General features: G+C 38.1%; 20 protein-coding genes and 1 riboswitch. Of the genes, 12 read left to right on the plus strand and 8 right to left on the minus strand.

All coding sequences use genetic code 11. The annotated features are described in order from the left end of the window. Nucleotides 1-83: 83 nt before the first annotated feature. Entirely contained in the window at nucleotides 84-887 is an 804-nt protein-coding gene (locus ACN9MR_RS09315) for an amidohydrolase (RefSeq protein ID WP_426329416.1), read from the minus strand. Nucleotides 888-907: 20 nt separating this feature from the next. Next, a complete protein-coding gene (locus ACN9MR_RS09320) occupies nucleotides 908-2053 on the minus strand; it encodes a methionine aminotransferase (protein ID WP_426329418.1) in 1146 nt (381 codons plus the stop codon). A gap of 281 nt (nucleotides 2054-2334) precedes the next feature. Here ACN9MR_RS09320 and ACN9MR_RS09325 point away from each other — a divergent pair, with 281 nt between their 5' ends. Both ACN9MR_RS09325 and ACN9MR_RS09330 read left to right on the plus strand, forming a co-directional pair. Next, nucleotides 2335-3867, plus strand: a complete 1533-nt coding sequence (locus tag ACN9MR_RS09325; protein ID WP_426329420.1) for a DUF2271 domain-containing protein — start codon at nucleotides 2335-2337, stop codon at nucleotides 3865-3867. Next, a complete protein-coding gene (locus ACN9MR_RS09330; RefSeq protein ID WP_426329422.1) occupies nucleotides 3833-4522 on the plus strand; it encodes a PepSY-associated TM helix domain-containing protein in 690 nt (229 codons plus the stop codon). Before ACN9MR_RS09325 ends, ACN9MR_RS09330 begins: the two co-directional genes overlap by 35 nt. Before the next feature lie 69 nt (nucleotides 4523-4591). On the opposite strand, the gene ACN9MR_RS09335 is transcribed toward ACN9MR_RS09330, so the two are convergent. After that, nucleotides 4592-5818, minus strand: a complete 1227-nt coding sequence (locus tag ACN9MR_RS09335) for a multidrug effflux MFS transporter (RefSeq protein ID WP_426329424.1) — start codon at nucleotides 5816-5818, stop codon at nucleotides 4592-4594. A 201-nt stretch (nucleotides 5819-6019) separates the two neighbouring features. On the opposite strand from ACN9MR_RS09335, the gene ACN9MR_RS09340 reads away from it, so the two are divergent. Together ACN9MR_RS09340 and ACN9MR_RS09345 are read left to right on the plus strand one after the other, a co-directional pair. Then, nucleotides 6020-6790, plus strand: coding sequence for a queuosine precursor transporter (locus ACN9MR_RS09340; RefSeq protein ID WP_426329426.1), 771 nt, complete (start codon nucleotides 6020-6022; stop codon nucleotides 6788-6790). Between the two features lie 40 nt (nucleotides 6791-6830). After that, complete coding sequence (locus ACN9MR_RS09345) at nucleotides 6831-7280, plus strand: hypothetical protein (protein ID WP_426329428.1); 450 nt, start codon at nucleotides 6831-6833, stop codon at nucleotides 7278-7280. Nucleotides 7281-7358: 78 nt separating this feature from the next. Here the strand turns inward: ACN9MR_RS09345 and ACN9MR_RS09350 are convergent, their stop codons facing one another. From ACN9MR_RS09350 to ACN9MR_RS09360, 3 genes are all read right to left on the minus strand, one after another. Then, complete coding sequence (locus ACN9MR_RS09350) at nucleotides 7359-8603, minus strand: homoserine dehydrogenase (protein WP_426329430.1); 1245 nt, start codon at nucleotides 8601-8603, stop codon at nucleotides 7359-7361. Between the two features lie 133 nt (nucleotides 8604-8736). Beyond that, the gene (locus tag ACN9MR_RS09355; protein ID WP_426329432.1) at nucleotides 8737-9834 is read right to left on the minus strand and encodes a homoserine O-acetyltransferase family protein; all 1098 of its coding nucleotides are present in this window, start codon (nucleotides 9832-9834) and stop codon (nucleotides 8737-8739) included. 44 nt (nucleotides 9835-9878) lie between these two features. After that, nucleotides 9879-11210 carry an O-acetylhomoserine aminocarboxypropyltransferase/cysteine synthase family protein gene (locus ACN9MR_RS09360; protein WP_426329434.1) on the minus strand — a complete coding sequence of 444 codons (1332 nt, stop codon included), beginning with the start codon at nucleotides 11208-11210 and terminating at the stop codon, nucleotides 9879-9881. 264 nt (nucleotides 11211-11474) lie between these two features. Then, nucleotides 11475-11585, minus strand: a riboswitch (SAM riboswitch). Between the two features lie 208 nt (nucleotides 11586-11793). Here ACN9MR_RS09360 and ACN9MR_RS09365 point away from each other — a divergent pair. Next, a complete protein-coding gene (locus tag ACN9MR_RS09365) occupies nucleotides 11794-12810 on the plus strand; it encodes a hypothetical protein (protein WP_426329436.1) in 1017 nt (338 codons plus the stop codon). 46 nt (nucleotides 12811-12856) lie between these two features. Here ACN9MR_RS09365 and ACN9MR_RS09370 read toward each other — a convergent pair whose 3' ends face one another. Beyond that, the gene (locus tag ACN9MR_RS09370; protein WP_426329438.1) at nucleotides 12857-13972 is read right to left on the minus strand and encodes a trans-sulfuration enzyme family protein; all 1116 of its coding nucleotides are present in this window, start codon (nucleotides 13970-13972) and stop codon (nucleotides 12857-12859) included. Nucleotides 13973-14094: 122 nt separating this feature from the next. On the opposite strand from ACN9MR_RS09370, the gene ACN9MR_RS09375 reads away from it, so the two are divergent. From ACN9MR_RS09375 to ACN9MR_RS09390, 4 genes are all read left to right on the plus strand, one after another. Then, nucleotides 14095-14589, plus strand: a complete 495-nt coding sequence (locus ACN9MR_RS09375) for a hypothetical protein (RefSeq protein WP_426329440.1) — start codon at nucleotides 14095-14097, stop codon at nucleotides 14587-14589. A gap of 407 nt (nucleotides 14590-14996) precedes the next feature. Further along, nucleotides 14997-16190, plus strand: a complete 1194-nt coding sequence (mqnE, locus tag ACN9MR_RS09380) for an aminofutalosine synthase MqnE (RefSeq protein ID WP_426329442.1) — start codon at nucleotides 14997-14999, stop codon at nucleotides 16188-16190. Nucleotides 16191-16296: 106 nt separating this feature from the next. Continuing rightward, nucleotides 16297-16923, plus strand: a complete 627-nt coding sequence (locus tag ACN9MR_RS09385; protein WP_426329443.1) for a histidine phosphatase family protein — start codon at nucleotides 16297-16299, stop codon at nucleotides 16921-16923. Nucleotides 16924-17152: 229 nt separating this feature from the next. After that, a complete protein-coding gene (locus tag ACN9MR_RS09390) occupies nucleotides 17153-17893 on the plus strand; it encodes a menaquinone biosynthetic enzyme MqnA/MqnD family protein (protein WP_426329444.1) in 741 nt (246 codons plus the stop codon). A 369-nt stretch (nucleotides 17894-18262) separates the two neighbouring features. Here the strand turns inward: ACN9MR_RS09390 and ACN9MR_RS09395 are convergent, their stop codons facing one another. Continuing rightward, the gene (locus ACN9MR_RS09395) at nucleotides 18263-18577 is read right to left on the minus strand and encodes an HPF/RaiA family ribosome-associated protein (protein ID WP_215127322.1); all 315 of its coding nucleotides are present in this window, start codon (nucleotides 18575-18577) and stop codon (nucleotides 18263-18265) included. 989 nt (nucleotides 18578-19566) lie between these two features. On the opposite strand from ACN9MR_RS09395, the gene mutS reads away from it, so the two are divergent. The 3 genes from mutS (at nucleotide 19567) to ACN9MR_RS09410 (ending at nucleotide 23411) form a co-directional block, all read left to right on the plus strand. Continuing rightward, entirely contained in the window at nucleotides 19567-22179 is a 2613-nt protein-coding gene (mutS, locus tag ACN9MR_RS09400) for a DNA mismatch repair protein MutS (RefSeq protein ID WP_426329445.1), read from the plus strand. A gap of 74 nt (nucleotides 22180-22253) precedes the next feature. After that, on the plus strand, nucleotides 22254-22781 hold the full coding sequence (locus ACN9MR_RS09405) for a C40 family peptidase (protein WP_426329446.1): 528 nt from the start codon (nucleotides 22254-22256) through the stop codon (nucleotides 22779-22781). A gap of 162 nt (nucleotides 22782-22943) precedes the next feature. Further along, nucleotides 22944-23411, plus strand: a complete 468-nt coding sequence (locus ACN9MR_RS09410; RefSeq protein ID WP_426329447.1) for a TlpA family protein disulfide reductase — start codon at nucleotides 22944-22946, stop codon at nucleotides 23409-23411. The last annotated feature ends 2 nt before the right edge of the window (nucleotides 23412-23413 follow it).

A 23413-nucleotide genomic window follows, 5' to 3' on the forward strand; every position in this document is an offset into this window, starting at 1 on the left:
ATGAATTGAGCATATTTTTCAATTGTTATATTGTTGAAACAATTGCTCCAGTTTGATTATTGTAATTTGAATATTGGTTATTATTAACTAATAGTAAACCGATCTGCATCCTTTAAAAACGGAAACTGTCTTCTGATTTTAACCAGTTCTTCGTAATTGATACTGAATGTATATAAATCTTCGTCTTCCGGTTTATAATAAACGGTATTACCGTAAGGATCTAAACACATGGATAATCCGCTGTGGTAAATCTGGTTTCCGTCATGCCCAACGCGGTTTACGGCAATAACATAACTTTGGTTTTCTATTGCCCTGGCCGGAATCAATGCTTTCCAATGTGCCGATCGTTTATCAGGCCAGTTGGCAACTAAAAGTAAGATATCGTATTCCTGATCTACATTGCGTAACCAGACCGGAAAACGTAAATCGTAACAAATGGCCAATCTGATTTTCCAGCCTTTAAGTTCTACAATAAGTTTTTCTTTACCAGGGCTAAAGTGCTGATCTTCATCACCCATGCCAAAAAGATGGCGTTTGTCGTAATGCTGGTTTTTGCCATCTGGTTCCATCCAGATCAAGCGGTTAAAATATTGGTTGTTTTCTTTTATTATGATGCTTCCTGTAATTACGCAATTATACTGATGTGCCATTTTTTGCATCCACTGCATCGTTTTTCCACCCATTTCTTCGGCTAAGGCTTCAGAATTCATGCTAAAACCTGTGTTAAACATTTCGGGTAAAATAATTATATCGGTTTTCTCCCTTACACCCATCGATAATCTAAGTGCCAGATTCAAAAGGTTTTTCTCAATGTTTTCCCAAAAAAGATAGGCCTGAAAGACAGTTACTTTCAGATTTTCTATTTGAGTGTAAACAGGTGCTTCCATTGTATATAGGTTTAGTCTGGTTAAACGTTTTTTAATTTCTCGGCCGCTAAGGCAAGTGTAGCGTTTTCTTTAGCAAAGCAGAACCTGATAATTTTATGGTCGGTTGCTTTCTGGTAAAATGCAGAAACCGGAATGGTAGCCACGCCAAACTCCTTGATCAGTCTCATGCTAAAATCGGTATCTTTTTCATCGCTGATGCTGCTGTAACTTGCGCACTGGAAATATGAACCGTTGCAAGGCAAAAGTTTAAAACGGCTTTCGGCCAAAAGGCTTCTAAAATAATCTCTTTTCTGTTGAAAGAATGTGCCTATTTCAGTGTAATTTTTTGGTTCTTTAATATAATCGGCAATGGCTTGCTGCATGGGACTATTAACGCTGAAAACATTAAATTGGTGTACCTTCCTAAATTCTTTGGTTAATTTCTCTGGTGCTAAACAATAACCGAGTTTCCAGCCGGTAGCATGTAAGAGCTTACCAAACGAAGCTACAATGAAACTTCTTTGCTTTAATTCAGGGTAAAGCATTACACTTTGGTGTTTTTGTTCATCATAAATTAAATGTTCATAAACTTCGTCGCTCAGGATTAAAATATCGGTGCCTGTAATCAGTTTAATAAGCGATTTCATATCATCCGACGATAAAATACTACCTGTTGGATTTTGTGGCGTATTTAAGATGATCATTCTGGTTTTGGCCGTAAATAATTTCTTAACCATATCCCAGTCAATGGCATAGCTCGGCGGGGCAAGCTCATAGGTTTTAACCAGGCCTCCTAAAAGTTTAATGGTAGGTGCATAACTGTCGTAGGCTGGCTCGAAAATGATAACTTCGTCACCTGCATTGATAATGGCGGCCAATGCTGTAAAAATAGCTTGCGTTCCACCTGCCGTAACTGTAATTTCTGTTTCAGGATTATACTTTACGTTATATAATTTTTCTACTTTCTCTGCAATGGTTTCTTTTAAAAAAGTAGAACCAGGCATTGGTGCATATTGATTAAAACCATCTTGCATGGCTTTATTTACCAATTCAACTAATTTTGGATCGCAGGCATAATCAGGAAATCCCTGAGAAAGATTAATGGCATTGTGTTCTGCGGCAAGTTTACTCATCACCGAAAAAATGGTCGTACTTACGCCAGGAAGTTTAGATTGTATATTAAGCATCTTATAAGCGAAAATAGGAAAAAAAAGCTTAAAGCGTAAAAACCCATGCCAAAAGCCCCGCTACTTGGTCGGGCGATTGCAATTGTACATGATTAAAACTTTTTCAGGATCATTAAACCCTCGTACTAAATTAACGTCAATAAACAACACATTAAAAGGGTAGTTATGAACGAATTTTAGACCGAGGAATTTTGTATTATTTCAAATATATTTCTGCTTATTTAAAATTATTCCAGATAAACCCCTTTCTTTGCAATTAAAATCTCAATTATCCATTAAATATGAAGTTTAAACACTTAACAGCTGCCATTTTACTGGTAATAAGTGCATCTGCATTTGTTAGCCCTAAAAAAACTTTAAGAACATTTGTTTCCAACTACGAAAATGTATTGGGTACATCATTAGAATTAAAATTTAAAACAACCAGCCAGGCCGATGCAGATTTAGCCGAAACGCGTGCATTAAACGAAATAGATAGGCTTGATGATATTTTAAGTGCTTATAAAGCGAACAGCGAGTTTAGTAGATGGATGAGCAAGGGTAAACAAACCACCAAAGTTTCGTCAGAATTGTTTGAGGTTTTAAAGCAGTTTGAAAATTATAAAGTGTTAACCAATGGCGCGCTCGATGCATCGGCTAAAGTAATAGGTGATGTTTGGAAAAAAGCAGCTGCCGAAAACCGTTTACCATCCGCTGAAGCATTACAACATGCAGTTACGCTGGTTAAACAAAAACATTACATCTTAAACGAACAGGATAAAACGGTTACACGTTTGGATAATGCACCATTGGCATTAAATTCTTTTGCAAAAAGTTATATCATTAATAAAGCCGCTGAGAAAGCTGTTCAAAGTCCTGGAATTGAAAACGTGGTTGTGAATATTGGTGGCGATATGGTAATTAAAGGAAACCAGCCAGAAGCTATCGAAATAGCAAACCCTAAAGCTGATGCCGAAAACGATGCCGCCTTAACAACAATCAAAGTTTCGAACATGGCCGTGGCAACCAGTGGTAATTACCGCAGAGGTTTTAATGTAAATGGAAAATGGTATTCACATATTGTTGATCCACGTACAGGAAAGCCTGCTTCAGAAATAATCAGTGCAACAGTTATTGGTTCTGACGCAAGTGAAGCAGGCGCTTTAGCTACTTCTTTTAATGTACTTTCTATTGCCGAGATTGAGGCATTGACTGCAACTAGAAACGATATAGCGTACTTGTTAATCACTAAAGATGGTAAAGAAATTAGAAGTAAAGAATGGGCTAATTACGAGCTTGCTTTAAGTAAGCCAGCTACTGTTTTAGAAAAAGCCAGCAAAGCGGATAAACTTTGGAATACTAAATATGAGTTGGTGGTAAACTTAGAAATTGCCAATATAGAATCTACAGATGGTAAACGTGTCCGTCGCCCGTTTGTGGCCGTATGGATCGAAGATGCAGCAAAAACCCCTGTGCGTAATCTGGCTATTTGGTATAACAAACCACGTTGGTTGCCAGATTTAAAATCATGGAACCGTGCCAATGGCGATGAGTTTAAAAAAGGAGCGGAGGGAAAACTGAGTTCAACGAGTTCTGCAACACGCGGCCCTGGTAAATATAGTTTATCATGGGATGGAAAAGACGATAATGGGAAATTGGTAAAAGCAGGTGTTTACACCGTTTTTATTGAAGTTGCCCGCGAGCATGGAACTTATCAGGTAATTGCGAAAGAAATGAAATTTACAGGCTCAGCACAAAAAGTAGAATTAACGCCAAATACAGAACTAACATCAGCATCTCTTGACTACAGAAAAATCGGAACCGCAAAAAAATAAGATAACAGCGGCACCTAGCGGCCTGGGGAAAAAACAGGTTAAAAAAGATAGCGGAAAAGGTAAGGGTAAAAAGCGTTTAGCGGGCTTATCACGCTGGTTGCACATTTATTTATCGATGGTGAGTTTTACGATTCTGTTATTTTTTGCAGTATCGGGCTTAACCTTAAATCATGCAGATTGGTTTACTTCCGGTAAGGAAGTGGTTACTAAAGACTCCGGAACACTAAACTTGAAATGGGTAAACCAACCTGATACCAATAAGATCAATAAGTTGCAAATCGTTGAGTTTTTTAGAACTAAACATGAGGTTAAAGGTGCATTGAGCGATTTCAGGATGGACGACAGAGAACTGAGTTTAACCTTTAATGGCCCTGGCTACCTTGCCGATTCTTTTATTGATCGTGAAACGGGTAAATACGAATTAACAACAACCAGGTTTGGCGCTGTGGCTGTGATTAACGATTTGCACAAAGGAAGAGATTCTGGTAAGGCCTGGTCGTGGATTATCGATATTTCCGCAGTGCTGATGGCCTTGGTGTCTATCTCCGGAATTATCTTAATCTGTTTTATCAAAAAGAAACGATTAAGCGGCTTCATCATCGCGGCAGTAGGTACAATTGTTTGCTATTTAATTTACAAGTTATTTGTACCATAGCTTAACCACAAAGACACTGAGGGCATTTAGATTGTTTCTATGTGTCATTAGTGTCTTTGCGGTAAAATATTAATGCGCTGCAACAGCAGCATCAGACGATGCCTCCACTACGGTGGTGATAAACCTTCTGCCGATTAGTAAACAGCCTAAAGCAATAAATGCAGCTGCCGTCATTACCAAAGGCATAGGCACAACCGAGTGTTCGCTAAATAAACTTACCATTACTGAGGCCAGCGCACCTAATCCCATTTGCAAGGCACCCATTAAGGCCGATGCACTACCCGCATTTTTGGTAAATGGAGCGAGCGACAAGGCAGCAGCATTTGGGTTAATTAAACCTAGGCAGGCCAAAAACAAGGCGATGAAGCCTATGGTAGAATATAAATTTAACCAGTTATTTAAGGCGAAAACCAAAAAGATTAAACTGAAGATGCATTGTGCAATAAGTGCATAGGTTATAATATTTTTACTGGTAAACCATTTTAATATCAGGCTATTTACCTGGCTTGAACCAATAAATGATACAGAAAGCAGTGCGAAAATCCATCCATAACCTGTTTTACTTACCTCATAAATTTTCATAAATACCTGGGGCGATGACGATACATAGGCAAATAAACCCGAAAAGGTAATCGAACTGATCAACGCATAAGTATAAAATTGAGGTTCTTTTAAAACGGTAAAGAAATTGGTTAAAATAGGCTTTGGTTTTAAAGAGTAATTCGGATCGGGTTTATAACTCTCCGGTAGCTTGAAAATTGAAGCCAGAAGCATTAAAACTGCCATCAATCCTAAAAATACAAACACATATTTCCAGCCCAGGGCCGAAATTAGGTAGCCTCCAGCCGTTGGGGCGAGCATAGGTGAAACCGCGATCACCAGCATTAAGGAAGCAAATACTTTCGGGCTTTCTTCTACTGAAAATAGATCCCGCACCATAGCAACCGAAGCAACCGCAGTGGCACAGCTTCCAATAGCCTGTACAAAACGCAAAACAATTAATTGGTTAACATCAGTTACAGCCAAGCAAAGAAAAGAGGAAAGAATATAAAGTGCTAAACCAAAATATAATGGTTTCTTTCTTCCAAATTTATCTAACAGTGGTCCGTACAATAACTGGCCGGCAGAAATCCCGATAAAAAAACTTGATAGTGATAAGGCTACCGTTGATTCATTACTGCTTAAATCCTTTGCAATATCAACAAAACCAGGTAGATACATGTCGATAGAGAAAGGGCCGAGTGCCGCTAATGATCCTAAAATGAGTATGAGATAGAAGTGTTGTTTTTTAGCCATGAAGATTACCAGATTTTGATTCCGCAAAGATTGGGAGATTTAATTTGTTAACCTATTTTTACAGTCGAACGATTGTAAAAATCATATTTTTAGTCAAAATCAATTATACAATAGGGCGGATGCGTAATCTTTGTGTTATCTCTGTTAAAAATACGATGATTGCTATGCTAAATCTGCTATTTATTTCTAGATTTATAGTCTATGACTTTTAAGACAAAAGAAAGCCGTTTACTACTCATCCTGGGTAGCTTTTTTGTAGCAAACGCTATATTATCAGAATTTATTGGAGTTAAATTGTTCAGTGTTGAAGAAACGCTGGGCTTTAAAAAGTTCGATATAAACTTATTGGGTGTTCCGCATTTATCTTTTGTAATGTCGGCGGGAGTATTAACCTGGCCGATTATTTTTATCATGACGGATATTATCAATGAATATTTTGGTGTTAAACAGGTTCGATTCTTGTCTATTCTCACCGCCATATTAATTGCATTTGCCTTTCTTGTGGTTTGGGGGTCGATGCATTTAACCGCTGCCGATTTCTGGGTGCATCAGAATATAAACGGAGAGGACCTCAATATGAATAATGCATTTTCGGGGATATTCGGTCAAGGGATGTGGATCATTGTAGGATCGATTACAGCCTTTATCATCGGGCAAATGGTTGATGTATTGATATTCCATAAAATAAAAAGAATAACAGGGGAGCGGGCACTTTGGTTACGCGCTACGGGCTCTACTTTAGTCTCTCAGTTTATTGACAGTTTTGTGGTCATTTTTATCGCATTTTATATTAATCCACAATATCATTACAGCTGGCAACAGGTTTTTGCCATTGGTTTAGTAGGATATACCTATAAATTTGTTGTGGCTATTTTAATGACCCCGATTTTATATATCGTACACGCCATAATTGATGGTTACTTAGGAAAAGACCTCGCACATAAGCTGATCAAAATGGCTGGAAGGGGATAAATATTTAAAACAATAATAACCAAATTAATACATCCCATTTATGAGAAACATTTTAATGCTTTTTGCTGTGCTTTCATTATTTTCTTGCGTGAACAAAGATGGAAGCAAAAAAGATTCTGATCTTGATATTCAGGGTACCTGGCAATTATTATCGGCTACAACCATCGAAAATGGAACAAGCCAAACAACAGATTATTCTGGCAAACTGAAAATGATCAAGATGTTTAATCACACGCATTTTGCATTTTTAAAACATAGCCTTAATCCTAAAGATACCAGCAGTTTTGATGCTGGCGGAGGAAGCTTTGTATTAGATAAAGACGATTATACCGAGCATTTGGAATATTATAAAAACAAAGATTGGGAAGGCAAGACTTTTAAGTTTAAACTCGCCATCCATAAAGATACTTTGATTCAGAAAGGCATTGAGAAGGTAGAAAAAGCAGGGGTAGACCGGATGATAATCGAAAAATACATTAAGGTAAAGTAATAAACGCAAAAGGTCGGACTCGCTCCGACCTTTGTGCTTAACAACAAAACAAATAAAAAAATTAACCTTAAAAATAAATTATAGGCTTGCCAATTCCTGGGCAAAAACATTTTCACTCAATTGCTCTTGTTTGTAAATCTGTCTGCCAGTATAGGCCACAAAAACAGACTCTTCCAGAAGCAAGTCGCGGTTCTTAATTAAACTTTCTAGCTTAACTGTTCCAACCACATATTTATAGCTGCTTGCAGCATAACGTTCGCTGATATTATCAAAATCCAATAAAGTGATCAGATCTTCATCCGCATAACGTAAGTAAATTTCCAATAAAATTTCTTCGGTATGTTTTACGCCGTTTTCTGAGTGGTATTTTTTGTACTCGTAACGATAGTCGTAACGCAAAGCCGCAATATCAGAGAGTACAGCAGCACCTGTAGGGTGGCCACCAGCACCTTTACCATAGAAAAACTGTTTATCTGCAAAAGCCGCCTGAACTGCAACTGCATTGTACTCGTTTTCTACGTTGTAAAGGAAATCATCTTTAGCTACCAGTTTCGGCAATACGTAAGTCACGATATCTTTGGTGTTCACTTTACGTGCCGTAGGAACCAGTTTAATTTTAAAGTTTTTCTCACGGGCATATTTAATGTCGTGCTTAGAAAGGTTCTGTATACCGATGTTTAAAATGGCATCAGGGTTTACAAATAAACCATATGCATGTGCTGTAGCAATAGCCAGTTTATATTTCGGATCGTAACCTCCCACATCCAAAATCGGATCGGTTTCTGCGAAACCTAATTCCTGTGCTTCTTTTAATGCTGCGTCGTAACTTTGGTTCTCATTAAATATCTTCGACAGTATGTAATTAGATGAACCATTAAAAATTCCGCTCAAAGCATGGAATAGTTCATTGTCGTAATATTCTTCCAGGTTACGGATAATTGGAATACTGCCACAAACGGCTCCTTCGTACAATAAAGAAGTACCATGCTCTTGTTGTAAATCCACCAGCTCTTTTAAGTGTGTGGCGATCATTTTTTTATTGGCAGAAACTACATTTTTACCGTTTTTTAATGCGGTAGTTACAATTTCGTAAGCAGCATCGGCATCATTAATTAATTCTACAATGGTATTGATCTCTGTATTGTTCAGTATTTCGTTGCGATCAGTAGTAAACAGATCCTTATTAAGGGTACGCTTCTTTCTTGGGTCTTTTATTGCAATTTTAATGATCTCCAGGTTCAGGTTCTGGCTTTGGATAATATCCAATAAACCTTGTCCTACAACACCGAAGCCAAATAAACCGATTTTTAAATTTTTACTCATTTTTTAAAGTGATTACACAGATAGGTGGATTACACCGATTAACTGCGTGTTATATTATTTTTTGTTGATTTTTATTGTGCAAATTTTAACGATTCTCGTTGTTCAGGCACTAAACCCTAAACCTTCTACCTCCCTAAGCAGTATGCTGCAATTTGATTATTTTTTTATTCCGGCTTTCCTTAATAAAGTTTCCGATCACGTTAGTCAGGGCATCTGTTTCGATTAAAAATCCATCGTGACCATAATCTGAATGTAAGGCGCTAAATTCTGCTCCTGGGATATGATCGGCCAGGTATTTTTGCTCCGATAAAGGAAACAAAACATCATTTTCTATTCCGATTACCAGAGTATTTGCTGTAATTAGGCTTAGTGCATCAGCAATGCTTTTGCGGTTACGGCCCACATTGTGACTGTCCATTGCTTTGGTTAAATAATAATAACTGTAAGCGTTAAAACGGTTGATCAGTTTTTCTCCCTGATAATTCTGATAAGAAGATGACCTGAAATTGTCTGTCTTATCATTTACACTTTCTACCTGTGTACTGCCGTAAGCACTGTAGGTTCTATAACTTAAAAGTGCAATACTACGGGCTGTTTTTAAACCTTTACTGCCACCGTTTGGTTGGTTGGCATAAAAAGTTCTATCGGTAGTAATGGCCAAACGCTGACTTTCGTTAAAAGCTATTCCCCATGGAGAATGTGCTGCATTGGTGGCAATCAAGATCAGGTTTTCGATTTTATTCGGCTCCGAAATACTCCATTCAACAGCTTGTTGCCCACCTAAAGAACCGCCTATTAATAATTTAATATAATCAATACCTAAATGCGCAGCCAATAATTGGTGTGCCGATACTAAATCGCGGATGGTAAACTGCGGAAATGAAAGGTAATAAGGTAAACCTGTTACCGGATTGGTACTCAATGGGTTTGTGCTGCCGTAATGCGAGCCTAAAACATTAGCGCAAACAACATAATGCTCTTCCGGATTGAATAAAGCATTTTCACCGAACAAACCTTCCCACCATTCAAAAACATCAGCATTGGCGGTAAGTGCATGGCAAACCCAAATCACATTGTCTTTATTTGCATTTAATTTGCCATAAGTTTGATAAGCAATTTGCAGGTTACGGATCTTCTTTCCGCTCTCTAATTTAAACTGTTTGTTATAGCTATATGTTGACGCAAAATTCCCCGAAGTGGATTTTACATTGTCGTTTTTACTGTTATGCATCTTGTAATGTTGTTGTTGTTAAAAAGCCCCTAAGGGGTTTGGGTTTAGGCTTGTAAATGCTCTGCCGGAACTGTAGCATTGATGGTTGCAAATGCCTGTTCGAAATCGGCTTTAATATCATCAATATGCTCAATGCCTACCGAAACCCTCAGTGCATTCGGTTTTACCCCTGCAGCTAACTGTTCTGTTTCGCTTAATTGCTGGTGTGTTGTGGCAGATGGCTGAATGATCAGCGTTTTTGCATCACCCACATTGGCCAGGTGGGATACCAGTTTTAAGTTATCGATTACCTGTGTTGCATTTTCTTTGCTTCCGGTTAATTCGAAAGATAAAACTGCACCAAAGCCATTACTTAAATATTTTTTGGCCAGGTTATTATATTTACTGCTGGCTAAGCCTGGGTACTGAACTTCTTTAACTAATGGATGGTTTTCTAACCAGGTTGCTAATTCTAATGCATTATCTACATGGCGTTGAACGCGGAGCGATAAAGTTTCTAATCCTTGTAATAAAAGAAAAGAATTGAAAGGCGATAGGGCAGGTCCCAGATCTCTTAATCCTTCCACACGGGCACGGATGATAAACTGGATGTTGCCAAATGGTCCGCCGATACCAAAAACATCGCTGAAAACCAAACCATGATAACCTTCTGAGGGCTCAGAGAATTGGGGGAATTTTCCATTGCCCCAGTTGTAATTTCCGCCGTCAACTATAACACCGCCAATACTTGTTCCATGCCCGCCGATCCATTTCGTTGCAGATTCTACAACAATATTGGCGCCATGTTCCAATGGTTTAAACAAATAACCTCCTGCACCAAAAGTATTGTCAACCACTAAAGGTAGATCGTATTTTTTTGCAATTGCGGCAATTTTTTCGAAATCAGGTACACTAAATGCCGGGTTGCCAATGGTTTCGAGATAGATTGCTTTGGTTTTATCAGTAATTTTGCTTTCAAATTCTTCAGGTACATCTGGATTTGCAAAATCGACATGAATACCCAAGCGCTTAAAAGCTACTTTGAATTGATTATAGGTTCCTCCGTAAATGTGAGATGAAGAAACGATGCTATCCCCAGCCTCCAATATATTATTTAACGCTATAAATTGAGCGGCTTGTCCCGATGCCACCGCCAAAGCAGCTACACCACCCTCTAAAGCTGCAATACGTTTTTCGAAAACATCATTGGTAGGATTCATAATCCTGGTGTAGATATTGCCAAACTCTTTTAGTGCAAATAAATTAGCCCCATGTTCGGCATTTTTAAATCCATAAGAAGTGGTTTGATAAATAGGAACAGCTCTTGATCCTGTTGTTGGATCTATTTCCTGGCCAGCGTGTAATTGTAAAGTTTCAAATTTATATGATGTTGACATAATTTCTATTTTTTTTAGTTGATGTGATTAGATAGCAGAAATTAGGATAATCCTAAAACCTAGCAGGGCGTATCCCGATTTCCCGGGACCTTCCAATTTGAAAGAAACAAAAAAGGAAGATTTTTAAATTACTGTATGCAACAGCACATACAAGTAAACGCACGCATATCGCAACAAATAAAAGAAATAGAAGCTTGTCCTACCTGCTTAAGGTTTGCACTGGGTTCGCTTAGCGATTGAAGATTTAATGTTTTCATCAGTTCTAATTTATATCTCCAAATAACACCATGTTATCCGGTCAGGAATTGGCACCTTCTCTTTCTGAGGGTTGCCAGTGGGTCATCGAGCCAGTCTCTCGCCACTTCTTTATAAATCAACCCGTGAAGATTGACTTTTATTTAGCTATCTGCCAAATAATATTCCAAATGTCTGAATTTAATTTTAATCCACAAAATAAAATTTTGAAATTACGTTAACTCATTGAAAATGAATTCTGTATTTTTATGGTGCGATGACAATCTGAAATTTTAATACTGAATTAACGCTTAAAATTCTAAGTTTGTGATACCTATCTAAATTAATTATGATGAGAAATGCAAAATCCCTATGTTTAGGCCTGTTATTTACTATAGCTTGTTTAAATAATGTAAACGCTCAATTCGGAGGCTTAAAAGATAAATTACTAAAAGTAGGCACTGCTCAGGGTGCTAAAGCATTAGGTGTAGACAAGTTTTTAAAGCAACCTGCTGCCATTACCACTAATTTTGAAGACGTAAACAGAGAAGGCGAAAAACTGCCTGATTTTATTAATTCATTAAATTTAAAAGCCCAGCCATTGTATTTACTGCCTAAAAATCCAGAGGGTGGTTTTGTGCTTTGCGAGGGGCTTTACGAAATGACCAATAAAAGCTATTGTTTAAAAGCAGGAACTTTCGCGCCGTCAAAAGGTGATGGTTACATGTTTGCTCCGGTTTTAGGCCCGAAGGAAGAAATTGTGGTTTCTATACTCAAAAGTGCAGAGAAACATCCTGATGTAGACCAGCACGATATTCAGGCTTTACTCTGGACAATCATTGCAAGAACAAAATTTGCCGATTTTAACGGACAGGTTAAAGTAACGGCCATTAAATTGTTAACACCGAAACAACTTACTCAATTGGAAGGTGGTGCTTTAGGTGTTCTGCCTTTCGATGTAATGGAGAAGGCTAAAGATCAGTTACCATCAGGGGTGAGGGCTGTTTTTGAAGCAGAAAATAATATCCGTCAACTAGTGTCGTCCGGAAATTATACTTATGCCGACATGGAGAAATATGCTATTATAGCGGGCATGGCACCACCAAGAAGCGATGTGCCAAGTGGTATCTGGACTAAACACCCTGACGGTTATTATGTGCGTTATTTTCCTTCTGGTTATTCGATTACCAGGGTGCAGGTTTATGTACCAAAAGAATTATTGGCCGGCGGTACAAAATTAATATACGATGCTGCAGGCGACATTGCCTGCCCGGCTAATACGGGATCGCAACGTTTGGCGCAGACAAATGAGCCACTGGAGGCAAATTATTCGTTGAAGTTGACCACGATTTGTAATCCTAAATAAGATATATAATCCTATAAGGTTTTAAAAACCTTATAGGATTTCTTCTTTACCCCAGCGCCTGCGCTAAATCGGCAATAATATCGTCTACATGCTCCAAGCCTACAGAAATACGGAGTAAATTTTTTGGCGTTTTACTATCAGGGCCTTCCACCGAATAACGGTGCTCAATTAAACTTTCTACACCTCCTAAACTCGTCGCTTGCGCAAATAACTGAACCTTATTTGCCACTTTGTGAGCTGCTTCAACATCTCCTTTAACCAGGAACGACATCATTCCACCAAAATCTTTCATTTGTTTCTTTGCAATTTCATGCTGTGGGTGACTTTCCAAACCTGGATAAAAAACAGCTTCAACATTTGGATGTCCGTTTAAATAGTCAGCTATAATTTTTCCGTTTTCGCAGTGACCTTTCATGCGGTAAGCCAGTGTTTTAATGCTTCTGGTTAGTAGAAAACAATCAAAGGGAGAAGGAACAGATCCACCAGTTTGTTGAATATTTTTGATTTTCTCCCACAACTCATCTTTTTTTGCTGTTACTAAAATCCCGCCGAGCACATCACTATGACCGCCCAGGTATTTGGTACTGCTATGCATTACAATATCAGCACCTAACAAAATCGGATTTTGTAAAATAGGCGAAGCAAAGGTACTGTCGCAGGCCATTGTAATGTTTTTGGTTTTAGCTATTTTGGCAATTTCTTCGATATCGGTAACCTTTAATAGTGGGTTAGATGGGGTTTCCGTCCAGATCAATCTGGTGTTAGGTTTAATGCTCGATTGTATCAGGTTTAAATCAGTCTGATCAATAAAATCAAATTCCAGACTATCGTTAAAGATTGTAAGTAATTGCTTTTTAATACCCCAATACATATCATCAGGAGCAATAATGTGGCTACCAGGTTTCAAGGCCTGGAACAAAACCATACCACAGGTATTGCCCGAAGAAAAAGCAGCAGCATCTTCGCCATATTCTAATTTGGCTACAGTGTTTTCTAAAGCAGACCGGTTTGGATTGCTTACCCTGCTATACATGTGCCCTCCCGGATAACCTCCATCTTCGTCGCGAAAAAAAGTTGTAGATAGGTTAATAGGCAGGGTAACATCGCCGGTAGTGCTTTTTACAAGATTAGAAGCGTGAATAGCAAGGGTTTCGGGTTTCATGATAATTGATTTTGATCGAAGTGATATTGGTATGCAATTTAATAATTTGGTGCTAATTTAAGGTTCGTAATGGTTTTGGCAAGATTTATGTAACAAGTTTGACGAAATTAAATTAAACAAAAATGAAAAGATTATTTATAGCTATCGCAATAGCATGTTCTACTTTAGTAATGTTACAAAGTTGTAATACTGCAAAAAGAGTAACTGCAGGTGTAACAGGTAGCAGAGGTACAGTTGTTCGCGAATGGGTAGTGAGTAATGTAGCTTTAGAAGGACTGCCTGATGGCGCTGTTCAAGGTTTATTTGGAGAGAAATCTTACAAATGTTTCCAGGGAAGTACATGGAACTTAACCAATAGCGGTAATGGTTCTTACACTTTACCTGCATCAAGTGCCTGTGGTTCGGTAATGCAGACTATTTTCTGGTCGGCAGCACCTAAAGATCAAACCTTCCAGTTTAAGAAAATATTTGAAGGTGATAAAGCTAAAAACGTAACAGAAGGTTACCGTTTAATATTAACTGATCTTTCTAGCACACAAATGATTTTGAAATCGCCAATCGAATTTGGTGGCAAAACGGCTAACATCGTTTTAACGTTTGTACCTGCAGCAAGATAGTTAGATAAAAATATCAACCTGTGAAAAACATTTAAAGCACTTCTGAAAAGAGGTGCTTTTTTTGTAACCATACTAACTTGTTTAATTCTATATAGTCGTCATTCGGGCGGAGCGCAGTCGAGAATCACGAAATGCTCAGCGAAGCTAAATCTATAAAGATAGATCTCTCCATTCCACTGCGTTCCAGTCGAGATGACGATTTTCGTCGTAGTTTTTTCTTGATATGTTACTCTGAGCGGAGTCGAAGAGTTAATAGCGTTCTACCTCATATAAAAAGCCTAATCTGTGTTTATCTGTCCCTGATCTGTGGTTAATTACAGCGATTGCTATCTTAAAATCGATGTTGTTACAAGAAAATGATTTTCAAATCGGCTCATTATTGTATTTTTGTTCAAAATAAATTAGGAATGAATACAACTGAGCAAGTTGAAAAAATATTAGCTGATACCAATTTATCAACTGAATTACAAAACATAGCACACAAAGTCCTTCACGGAGAACGCATTACCTTTGATGAAGGCGTTTACCTGTACGAACATGCAGAACTGGGTTATCTTGGTATTCTGGCAAATTTTATCCGCGAACAGAAACACGGTGATAAAACTTATTTCAATCGGAATTTCCATTTAGAACCGACCAATCTTTGCGTTTACGACTGCAAATTTTGCTCGTACTCCCGTTTAATCAAACAAAAAGAAGAAGGCTGGGCCTTAACGATGGAGCAGATGCTCGATATCGTTAAAAAATATGATGGCGAACCTGTAACCGAAGTGCATATTGTAGGTGGGGTACTTCCGCAATACGATGTGGCCTTTTATTCTGCTTTATTTACTGCTATTAAACAGCATCGTCCTGATTTGCATGTAAAGGCATTAACGCCTGTGGAGTATCATTATATCTTTAAGAAAGCCAAAATCGATTATGCAACAGGTATGCGTTTGATGAAAGAAGCCGGATTAGAATCGATACCAGGTGGAGGGGCAGAGATTTTTCACCCTGAAATCAGAGAACAGATTGCTAAAGATAAATGTACCGGCCAGCAATGGTTGGATATACATGAAGAATGGCACAAACTTGGTATGCGTAGTAATGCCACTATGCTTTATGGTCATATCGAAAAATATTGGCATCGGGTAGATCATATGGAGAAATTACGTGAATTGCAGGATCGCACAGGTGGTTTCCAGACTTTTATTCCACTAAAATTCAGAAATCAACATAATCAGATGAGTAATGTGCCTGAATCTTCAGTGATTGAAGACCTAAGGAATTACGCCATCGCCCGTATTTATATGGATAACTTCGATCATATTAAAGCCTATTGGGCAATGATCAGTCGCGAAACAGCTCAGTTATCCTTAAATTATGGCGTTGATGATATTGACGGTACCCTGGATGATACCACCAAAATATATTCAATGGCCGGTGCTGAGGAACAAACACCTGCAATGAGTACCAAAGAACTGGTGAATCTGATTAAACAAGTGGGTAGAAAAGCAATAGAACGCGATACATTATATAACGTGGTTACCGATTTCGAACATGTAGTTTTCGAAGAAGAAAAGAAACCTCAATATTATAAGCTACCGGTAGTAAATTAGGATTATTATGATGATGGGATTTTAAGATCTTTTCGCAAAGTCCAAAAAAAATAATAAATAAGAAAGATTAATCCTGCAATCTTATAACCCTAAAAATCCAATTTAAATGGTCAAAGAAATATACATCATACGCCACGGCGAAACGGAACTTAACAGACAAGGCATAGTACAGGGCAGAGGTATAAATTCTGACTTAAATGATTTAGGCAGGGCACAGGCAGAAGCGTTTTATCAAACCTATAAAAATGTCCCTTTTGATAAGATTTACACGTCGGATTTAAAACGTACCTGGCAAACTGTTCAGAAGTTTATTGATTCGGGATTACCCTGGGAAAAACTTTCGGGTTTAGACGAATTGGCCTGGGGCGTTTGGGAAGGAAAACCGAATACAGAAGATGCACGTGATGCTTTCCGAGAGATGTTACAGAGTTGGCAGGATGGTAATTATACAGCACATTTCGAGGGTGGCGAAAGTGTGCAGGATGTTTACGAACGTTTAAAACAACCCATGGAAGTTTTGATGAGCAGACCTGAGGAAAAAACGGTTTTACTTTGCATGCACGGTAGAGCGATGCGCGTTTTCTTGTGTTTATTGTTAGGCAAACCGCTGAGCGAAATGACTGAATTTCCACATCAAAATACGGTGCTTTATAAGATGGGTTTTGAAGATGGAAAATTTACAGTGCTTGAATTTAATAGTGCGGTTCATTTGGATGGTTTAATAGTTGAATAACTTCCACAGTTCGTCATCCTGATTCGATAGCTATCGGATTGTTTCAGGATCTGTTGGAACGATAACAGGAATTTTTGTAACGGTTCGTGAGGACACGAAACATAGCGGGTAAATAGCCTTCGAAAATGGAAAATTTACCGTGCCCGAATTTAACAATGCCGCTCATTTAGACGGTTTAGTAATTGAATAAACGCTTAACGCCAAACGCGAAGCGCAAAAACATAACACCTTGAATAAGATTAAAATATCGGCTGTTGCCTATACCAATACCAAAGCTTTTATATACGGATTAGCACATTCGGACATTATAAATAAAATAGATTTAAGTTTAGATATTCCTTCAGATTGCGCAGCTAAAGTGATTAATGGTCAGGTTGATATCGGTTTAATGCCGGTGGCAGCTATTCCCTTGGTTCCCAATGCGAATATTGTAGCTGATTATTGTATCGGAAGTGATGGAGGTGTAAATTCTGTATTCATTTTTAGTGAAGTTCCTGCCCAGGAAATTAAAACGGTAAGACTGGATACCCACTCACGTACATCGAATAATTTAGCCAAAGTATTGCTTAAGTTCCATTGGAAAAAGGAAGTGGTGTTCACTACTGACCCTGCTGTAAAAACTGATGCTTTTGTTTTAATCGGCGATAGAACCTTTGGTAAAAAAGAAGATTTTGCTTATGCTTACGATATGGGCGAGGAATGGAAAAACTTTACCGGATTACCATTTATGTATGCTGCCTGGGTGGCCAATAAAGAAATTTCGCAGGAATTTAAGGATGAATTTAATGCCGCCTTAAAATTTGGTTTAACGCATAGAAAAGAAGTTTTGCAGGAATTGCCTGAAGTGTCGAATTTCGACCTGGAAGATTACCTGTACCACAAACTTCAATTTGAGGTTACTGATGATAGAAAGAAAGCTTTAAAGCTGTTTTTGGGATATATAGAGCAGCTAGAGAAAGTTAGTTTATAATAAAAAAGCAATCTATCTAAGATTGCTTTTTTATTCTTATCGTCATGCTGAACTTGTTTCAGCAACTTAATTGCCAACTAAGAATGTCCATTTTAATTCTTTTGTGTATTCAATTGAGTCTATAAAATAGATATTGCTTTAATATTTTACTTTGGTAGGTCTTATAAGCATGTCTTTTTTGGCAATTATCACAAGCACAGTCGTCTGCTGGATGTACACAATGACAGCCCTTTTCACAACCAGCTGGATGTCTATTGTATAACATAGTTATTTCCCATTGATTTGGTACAGGCGTTCTCCAATCCATATCCTTCATTATTATTATAAATGATTAGTCGTCAACAGACTCAAATTTATGGAGTCTATATCTTAGTGAGTTTTCATCTTTCCAGCCACTTTTTCGAGTGTGCTTTTCAGCTTGGTTAAAGCACCTGTAATGGCCAAATCGTAGGTATTGCCCATATTGGTAACAGCTATCGGATCTTTTCCGGTAATTCTGGCCTCTAATAAACATCTTTTATCGTCTAAGCCATCTTTACTGCCATTCTCATCAGATAAATGGACCTCCAGACGAGTAATTAAATCGCTATATCTGCTCAAACCTTCATTTAACTGTGTTTGAATTTTTTCATCGTATTCCTGGTGTATGGTTAAGTTTTTGTCGGTATTCAATTGGATCGTCATAATTATAATATTAGGTTAAATTTATATTAAGATTAACATATAAGCAGGTGAATTGTTTCTATCGGTTAACTGGTTCATCGCATAAATTGGTTAACTATTTAGGTGCCAGAGCTATTATGCAACTGGGTTAAAACAGCCCCTTGTACCTAAACCTGATAGGAGCGAGCATCCCGATTTTTTCATCGGGATAAAGCGGATAGCAGGACTACACCACCCGAAAGGCACAGAACCTTTCATTTCCAAATAATGGTTAACTGTTTAAATTGTATAAATCGGTTAATTGTTGAAGAAAGAAACTATTATGCAACCGGGTTAAAACAGACCCTTGTACCTAAACCTGGTAGGAGCGGGCATCCTGATTTTTTCATCGGGATAAAGCGGATAGCAGGACTATACCAACTGAAATGCACAACACCCTTCATTTCCAAATAATGGTTAACTGTTTAAATTGTATAAACCGGTTAACTGTTGAAGAAAGAAAACTATGTGCAACTGGGTTAAAACAGCCCCTTGTACCTAAACCTGATAGGAGCGAGCATCCCGATTTTATCATCGGGATAAAGCGGATAGCAGGACTACACCAACCGAAAAGCAGAGAACCTTTCATTTCCAAATAATGGTTAACTGTTTAAATTGTATAAACCGGTTAACTGTTAAAAAAATAAAACCATTATACAACTGGGTTAAAACAGACCCTTGTACCTAAACCTGATAGGAGCGGGCATCCCGATTTTTTCATCGGGATAAAGCGGATAGCAGGACTACACCAGCCGAAAAGCACAGAACCCTTCATTTTCTAATTATGGTTAATTGGTTAAACTGTATAAATTGGTTAATTGAAGAGAACTGGTTAACTGGGATGCCTCTCAAATAGCAGATTTAAACATTTAAGCGCTTAAACAAACTAACAATCTTTTAACTTTTCAACAAAACAGCTGTAAAATGCTTATTCGTGTTATCTTTATGGCTTTTGTAAATTAATTTCAGTTTTGGCTAAAGACACGAATAAAGAAACCCCGTTAATGCAGCAATACAACGCGATTAAAGCGAAGTATCCGGGCGCACTTTTACTATTTAGGGTTGGCGATTTTTATGAAACCTTTGGCGAAGATGCCATTAAAACGGCACAGATATTAGGCATCGTATTAACCAGAAGAGGTACTGGGCCCAATGGCGGTGCTTTAGAACTGGCTGGTTTTCCGCATCACTCGCTAGATAATTATTTATCCAAACTGGTGCGGGCAGGACAACGCGTAGCCATTTGCGACCAGCTGGAAGATCCTAAAACCACAAAAACCATTGTTAAACGTGGTGTAACAGAATTGGTTACACCTGGAGTAGCTTACGGTGATAATATTGTAAACCAAAAATCGAACAATTTTCTTGCCTGTGTTTTCTTTGATAAAACACAACTGGGCGTTTCATTTTTAGATATATCGACAGGTGAATTTTTAATTGCACAGGGCAACAGCGATTATATTGATAAACTTTTACAAGGCTTTAAGCCAACAGAAGTTATTTTTCAGAAATCGAAACGACAGGTATTTACCGAGAACTTCGGCGACCGTTTTTACACTTTTGGTTTAGACGAATGGCCTTTTACTACTGATTTCGGAAATGAAACCCTGATGAAACACTTTGAGGTTTCCTCGTTAAAAGGTTTTGGTGTAGAGCGTTTACAGAGCGGAATTGTTGCTGCTGGTGTTATTCTACACTATTTAGGTGAAACCGAGCACCGTAATCTACAACATATCAGTTCGATCGGTCGCATTGAAGAAGACCGTTACATGTGGTTAGACCGTTTCACCATCCGTAACCTGGAATTGGTGAATTCGCCTAACGATAACGCCGTAACCTTGTTCGATATTCTGGATCATACCTGTACCCCAATGGGTGCACGTTTGCTGCAGAAGTGGATCATTATGCCATTAAAAGAATTGAAACCAATCCAGGAACGACTTGGAATGGTAGAGTATTTTGTTAAAAATGAAGAATTACAAGGCGAATTTCTAAATAACATTAAACAGATTGGCGATTTAGAACGACTCATTTCTAAAGTAGGCCTCCAGCGTGTTGGCCCAAGGGAATTGGTTGCTTTAAAACGTGCACTTTACCATATTGAAGCAGTTAAAAAACTGGCTGCCGATTCTAAAAACCCTTTCCTGATTAAAATAGCAGATCAGTTAAATCCGTGTTTGGCTATCAGGGAGAGAATTGAGAGGGAATTACAACCCGAACCACCAGCATTGCTGATTAAAGGGAATGTAATTGCCGACGGAATTGATGAAGATTTAGACCGCTTGCGTAAAATAGCTTTTGGAGGTAAAGATTATCTGGTTCAGATACAAAAACGCGAAGCAGAGGCAACGGGAATACCGTCGCTAAAAATTGCCTTTAATAACGTTTTTGGTTATTATTTGGAAGTTACCCATACCCATAAAGATAAAGTACCAGCGGGTTGGATCCGTAAACAAACGCTGGTAAATGCCGAACGTTACATTACACCAGAGCTTAAAGAATACGAAGATCAGATTTTAGGTGCAGAAGAGAAGATACAGGCGATCGAAATCCGTTTGTACAACGAATTGATGTACGAAACTGCCAGTTACATTAAGCCGATCCAACTCGATTCGTTTTTAATTGCACAGCTTGATTGTTTATTGTGTTTCGCACAGTTAGCGGCCAAAAACCACTATAACAAGCCAAAAGTTACCGAAAATAAAGTGCTCGATATTAAAGGTGGCCGCCACCCGGTAATTGAGAAACAACTGCCTGTGGGAGAGGAATACATCACTAATGATGTTTACCTAGATACAGAAAGTCAGCAGATCATTATGATTACCGGACCCAACATGGCGGGTAAATCGGCCATTTTAAGGCAAACTGCACTGATTGTACTGATGGCGCAAATGGGTTCTTTTGTTCCTGCTAAAGATGCGGAAGTAGGTATCGTAGATAAGATTTTTACCCGTGTGGGGGCATCTGACAATATTTCTTCAGGAGAAAGTACGTTTATGGTCGAAATGAATGAAACGGCCAGTATCCTGAACAACATTTCGGACGACAGTTTAATCTTACTCGATGAGATTGGCCGCGGAACGAGCACCTACGATGGTATTTCAATTGCCTGGGCCATTGCCGAATTTTTGCATCAGCATCCAACTGCCAGACCAAAAACCTTATTTGCTACCCACTATCATGAGTTAAATGAACTGGCCAATACCATGCCGCGCATCAAAAACTTTAATGTATCGGTAAAAGAAATGACCAATAAGGTAATCTTTTTACGGAAACTTGTTCCTGGTGGCAGTGAACACAGTTTTGGTATTCATGTAGCAAAAATGGCGGGTATGCCAACTAAACTAATTGGCCGTGCCAACGAGATATTGAAGAAACTGGAAATAGACCGTACAGAAGGGCAAAGTATAAAAGACAGTATTAAAAAAGTACAGAACCAGGCTTACCAGTTACAGATGTTTGCTATTGATGATCCTGTTCTGGTGAAAATCCGCGATACATTGAATAATTTGGATGTAAACGCCTTAACGCCAGTGGAAGCACTGTTAAAACTGGACGAAATACAACGATTAATTAAGAATTAAGAAAGGTTAGAGGTTTAGGGTGTAAGGTTTGAGGAAAAAACATCTTTAATCTCTAATACAATAATACAATATTTATGCAGCTTACCTTACACCTTATACCTTTTACCTTCCACCTCAAAAGGAATATATTCTTTTTAATAGCGATTATATTCTTTCTTTCGTCATGCGGTACCGGAAAGTATACAGTTAAAAGTGATACGAAAGCTTCTAAAGCTGCTGATGCCATGGCAAATTTAAAAAGCAAACCGCTTTATCGTTTCATTACCGACTGGACAGGTGTAAAATACCGTTTTGGGGGTTTAGATAAAGGTGGTATTGATTGTTCTGGTTTTGCTTTTTTATTGGAGAAAGAAATTTATGGAGTTACACTTCCACGTATTTCACGCGAGCAAGCCAATGTAGTAAAGCGTAAAAATATAGATAATTTAAAGGAAGGAGATCTGGTGTTTTTCTCTTTTGGCGGCAATGATGTAGATCATGTGGGCGTATACCTCAATAATGGCTTTTTCGTGCATGCAAGCACTACCAGAGGTGTAATTGTTGATGATTTAACACTTCCTGCTTATCAGCGTGTATTGGTTAAATCGGGATCGGTGAATTAAATCCAATCGTCATTTCCTATACTTACCGTCATGCTGAACTTGTTTCAGCATCTTAATAGAAAATGAATTACATTTAGTACGATTCCACAACAGACCCTGAAACAAGTTCAGGGTGACGACCCTACCAATAAAACAAACTTTATCATTTTTCGTTATTCATTTATGCGTATATTTTTCATAATCTGCTTATCTTTAATTACTTATTGCGCTACAGCGCAGGTAACATTGCTCAAATTGGATGAGTTGGATAAACGCATCACCAATGGAAAAGATACAACTTATGTAATCAATTTCTGGGCTACCTGGTGTTCGCCATGTGTGACTGAGTTGCCGAATTTCGAGAAATTACGTTTAGCCAATTTAAATAAGCCTGTTAAGGTACTTTTAGTGAGTTTAGATTTCAAGTCAAAATTGCAAAAGGAAGTGGTTCCATTTGTGTTGAACAATAAAATTAACGCTGAGGTATTTCTTTTAAACGAACCCGATCAGCAACAGTATATCGAAAGGATCGATAAAAAATGGTCGGGTGCTATTCCTGCTACATTGTTTGTAAACAAGAAAGCCAGACGTTTTTATGAGAAAGAATTTACAGAAACTGAACTGAAAAATACTTTGTTAAACTTAAAATAGAT

It is taken from the genome of Pedobacter sp. R-06 (assembly GCF_049913135.1).
Lineage (GTDB): Bacteria > Bacteroidota > Bacteroidia > Sphingobacteriales > Sphingobacteriaceae > Pedobacter.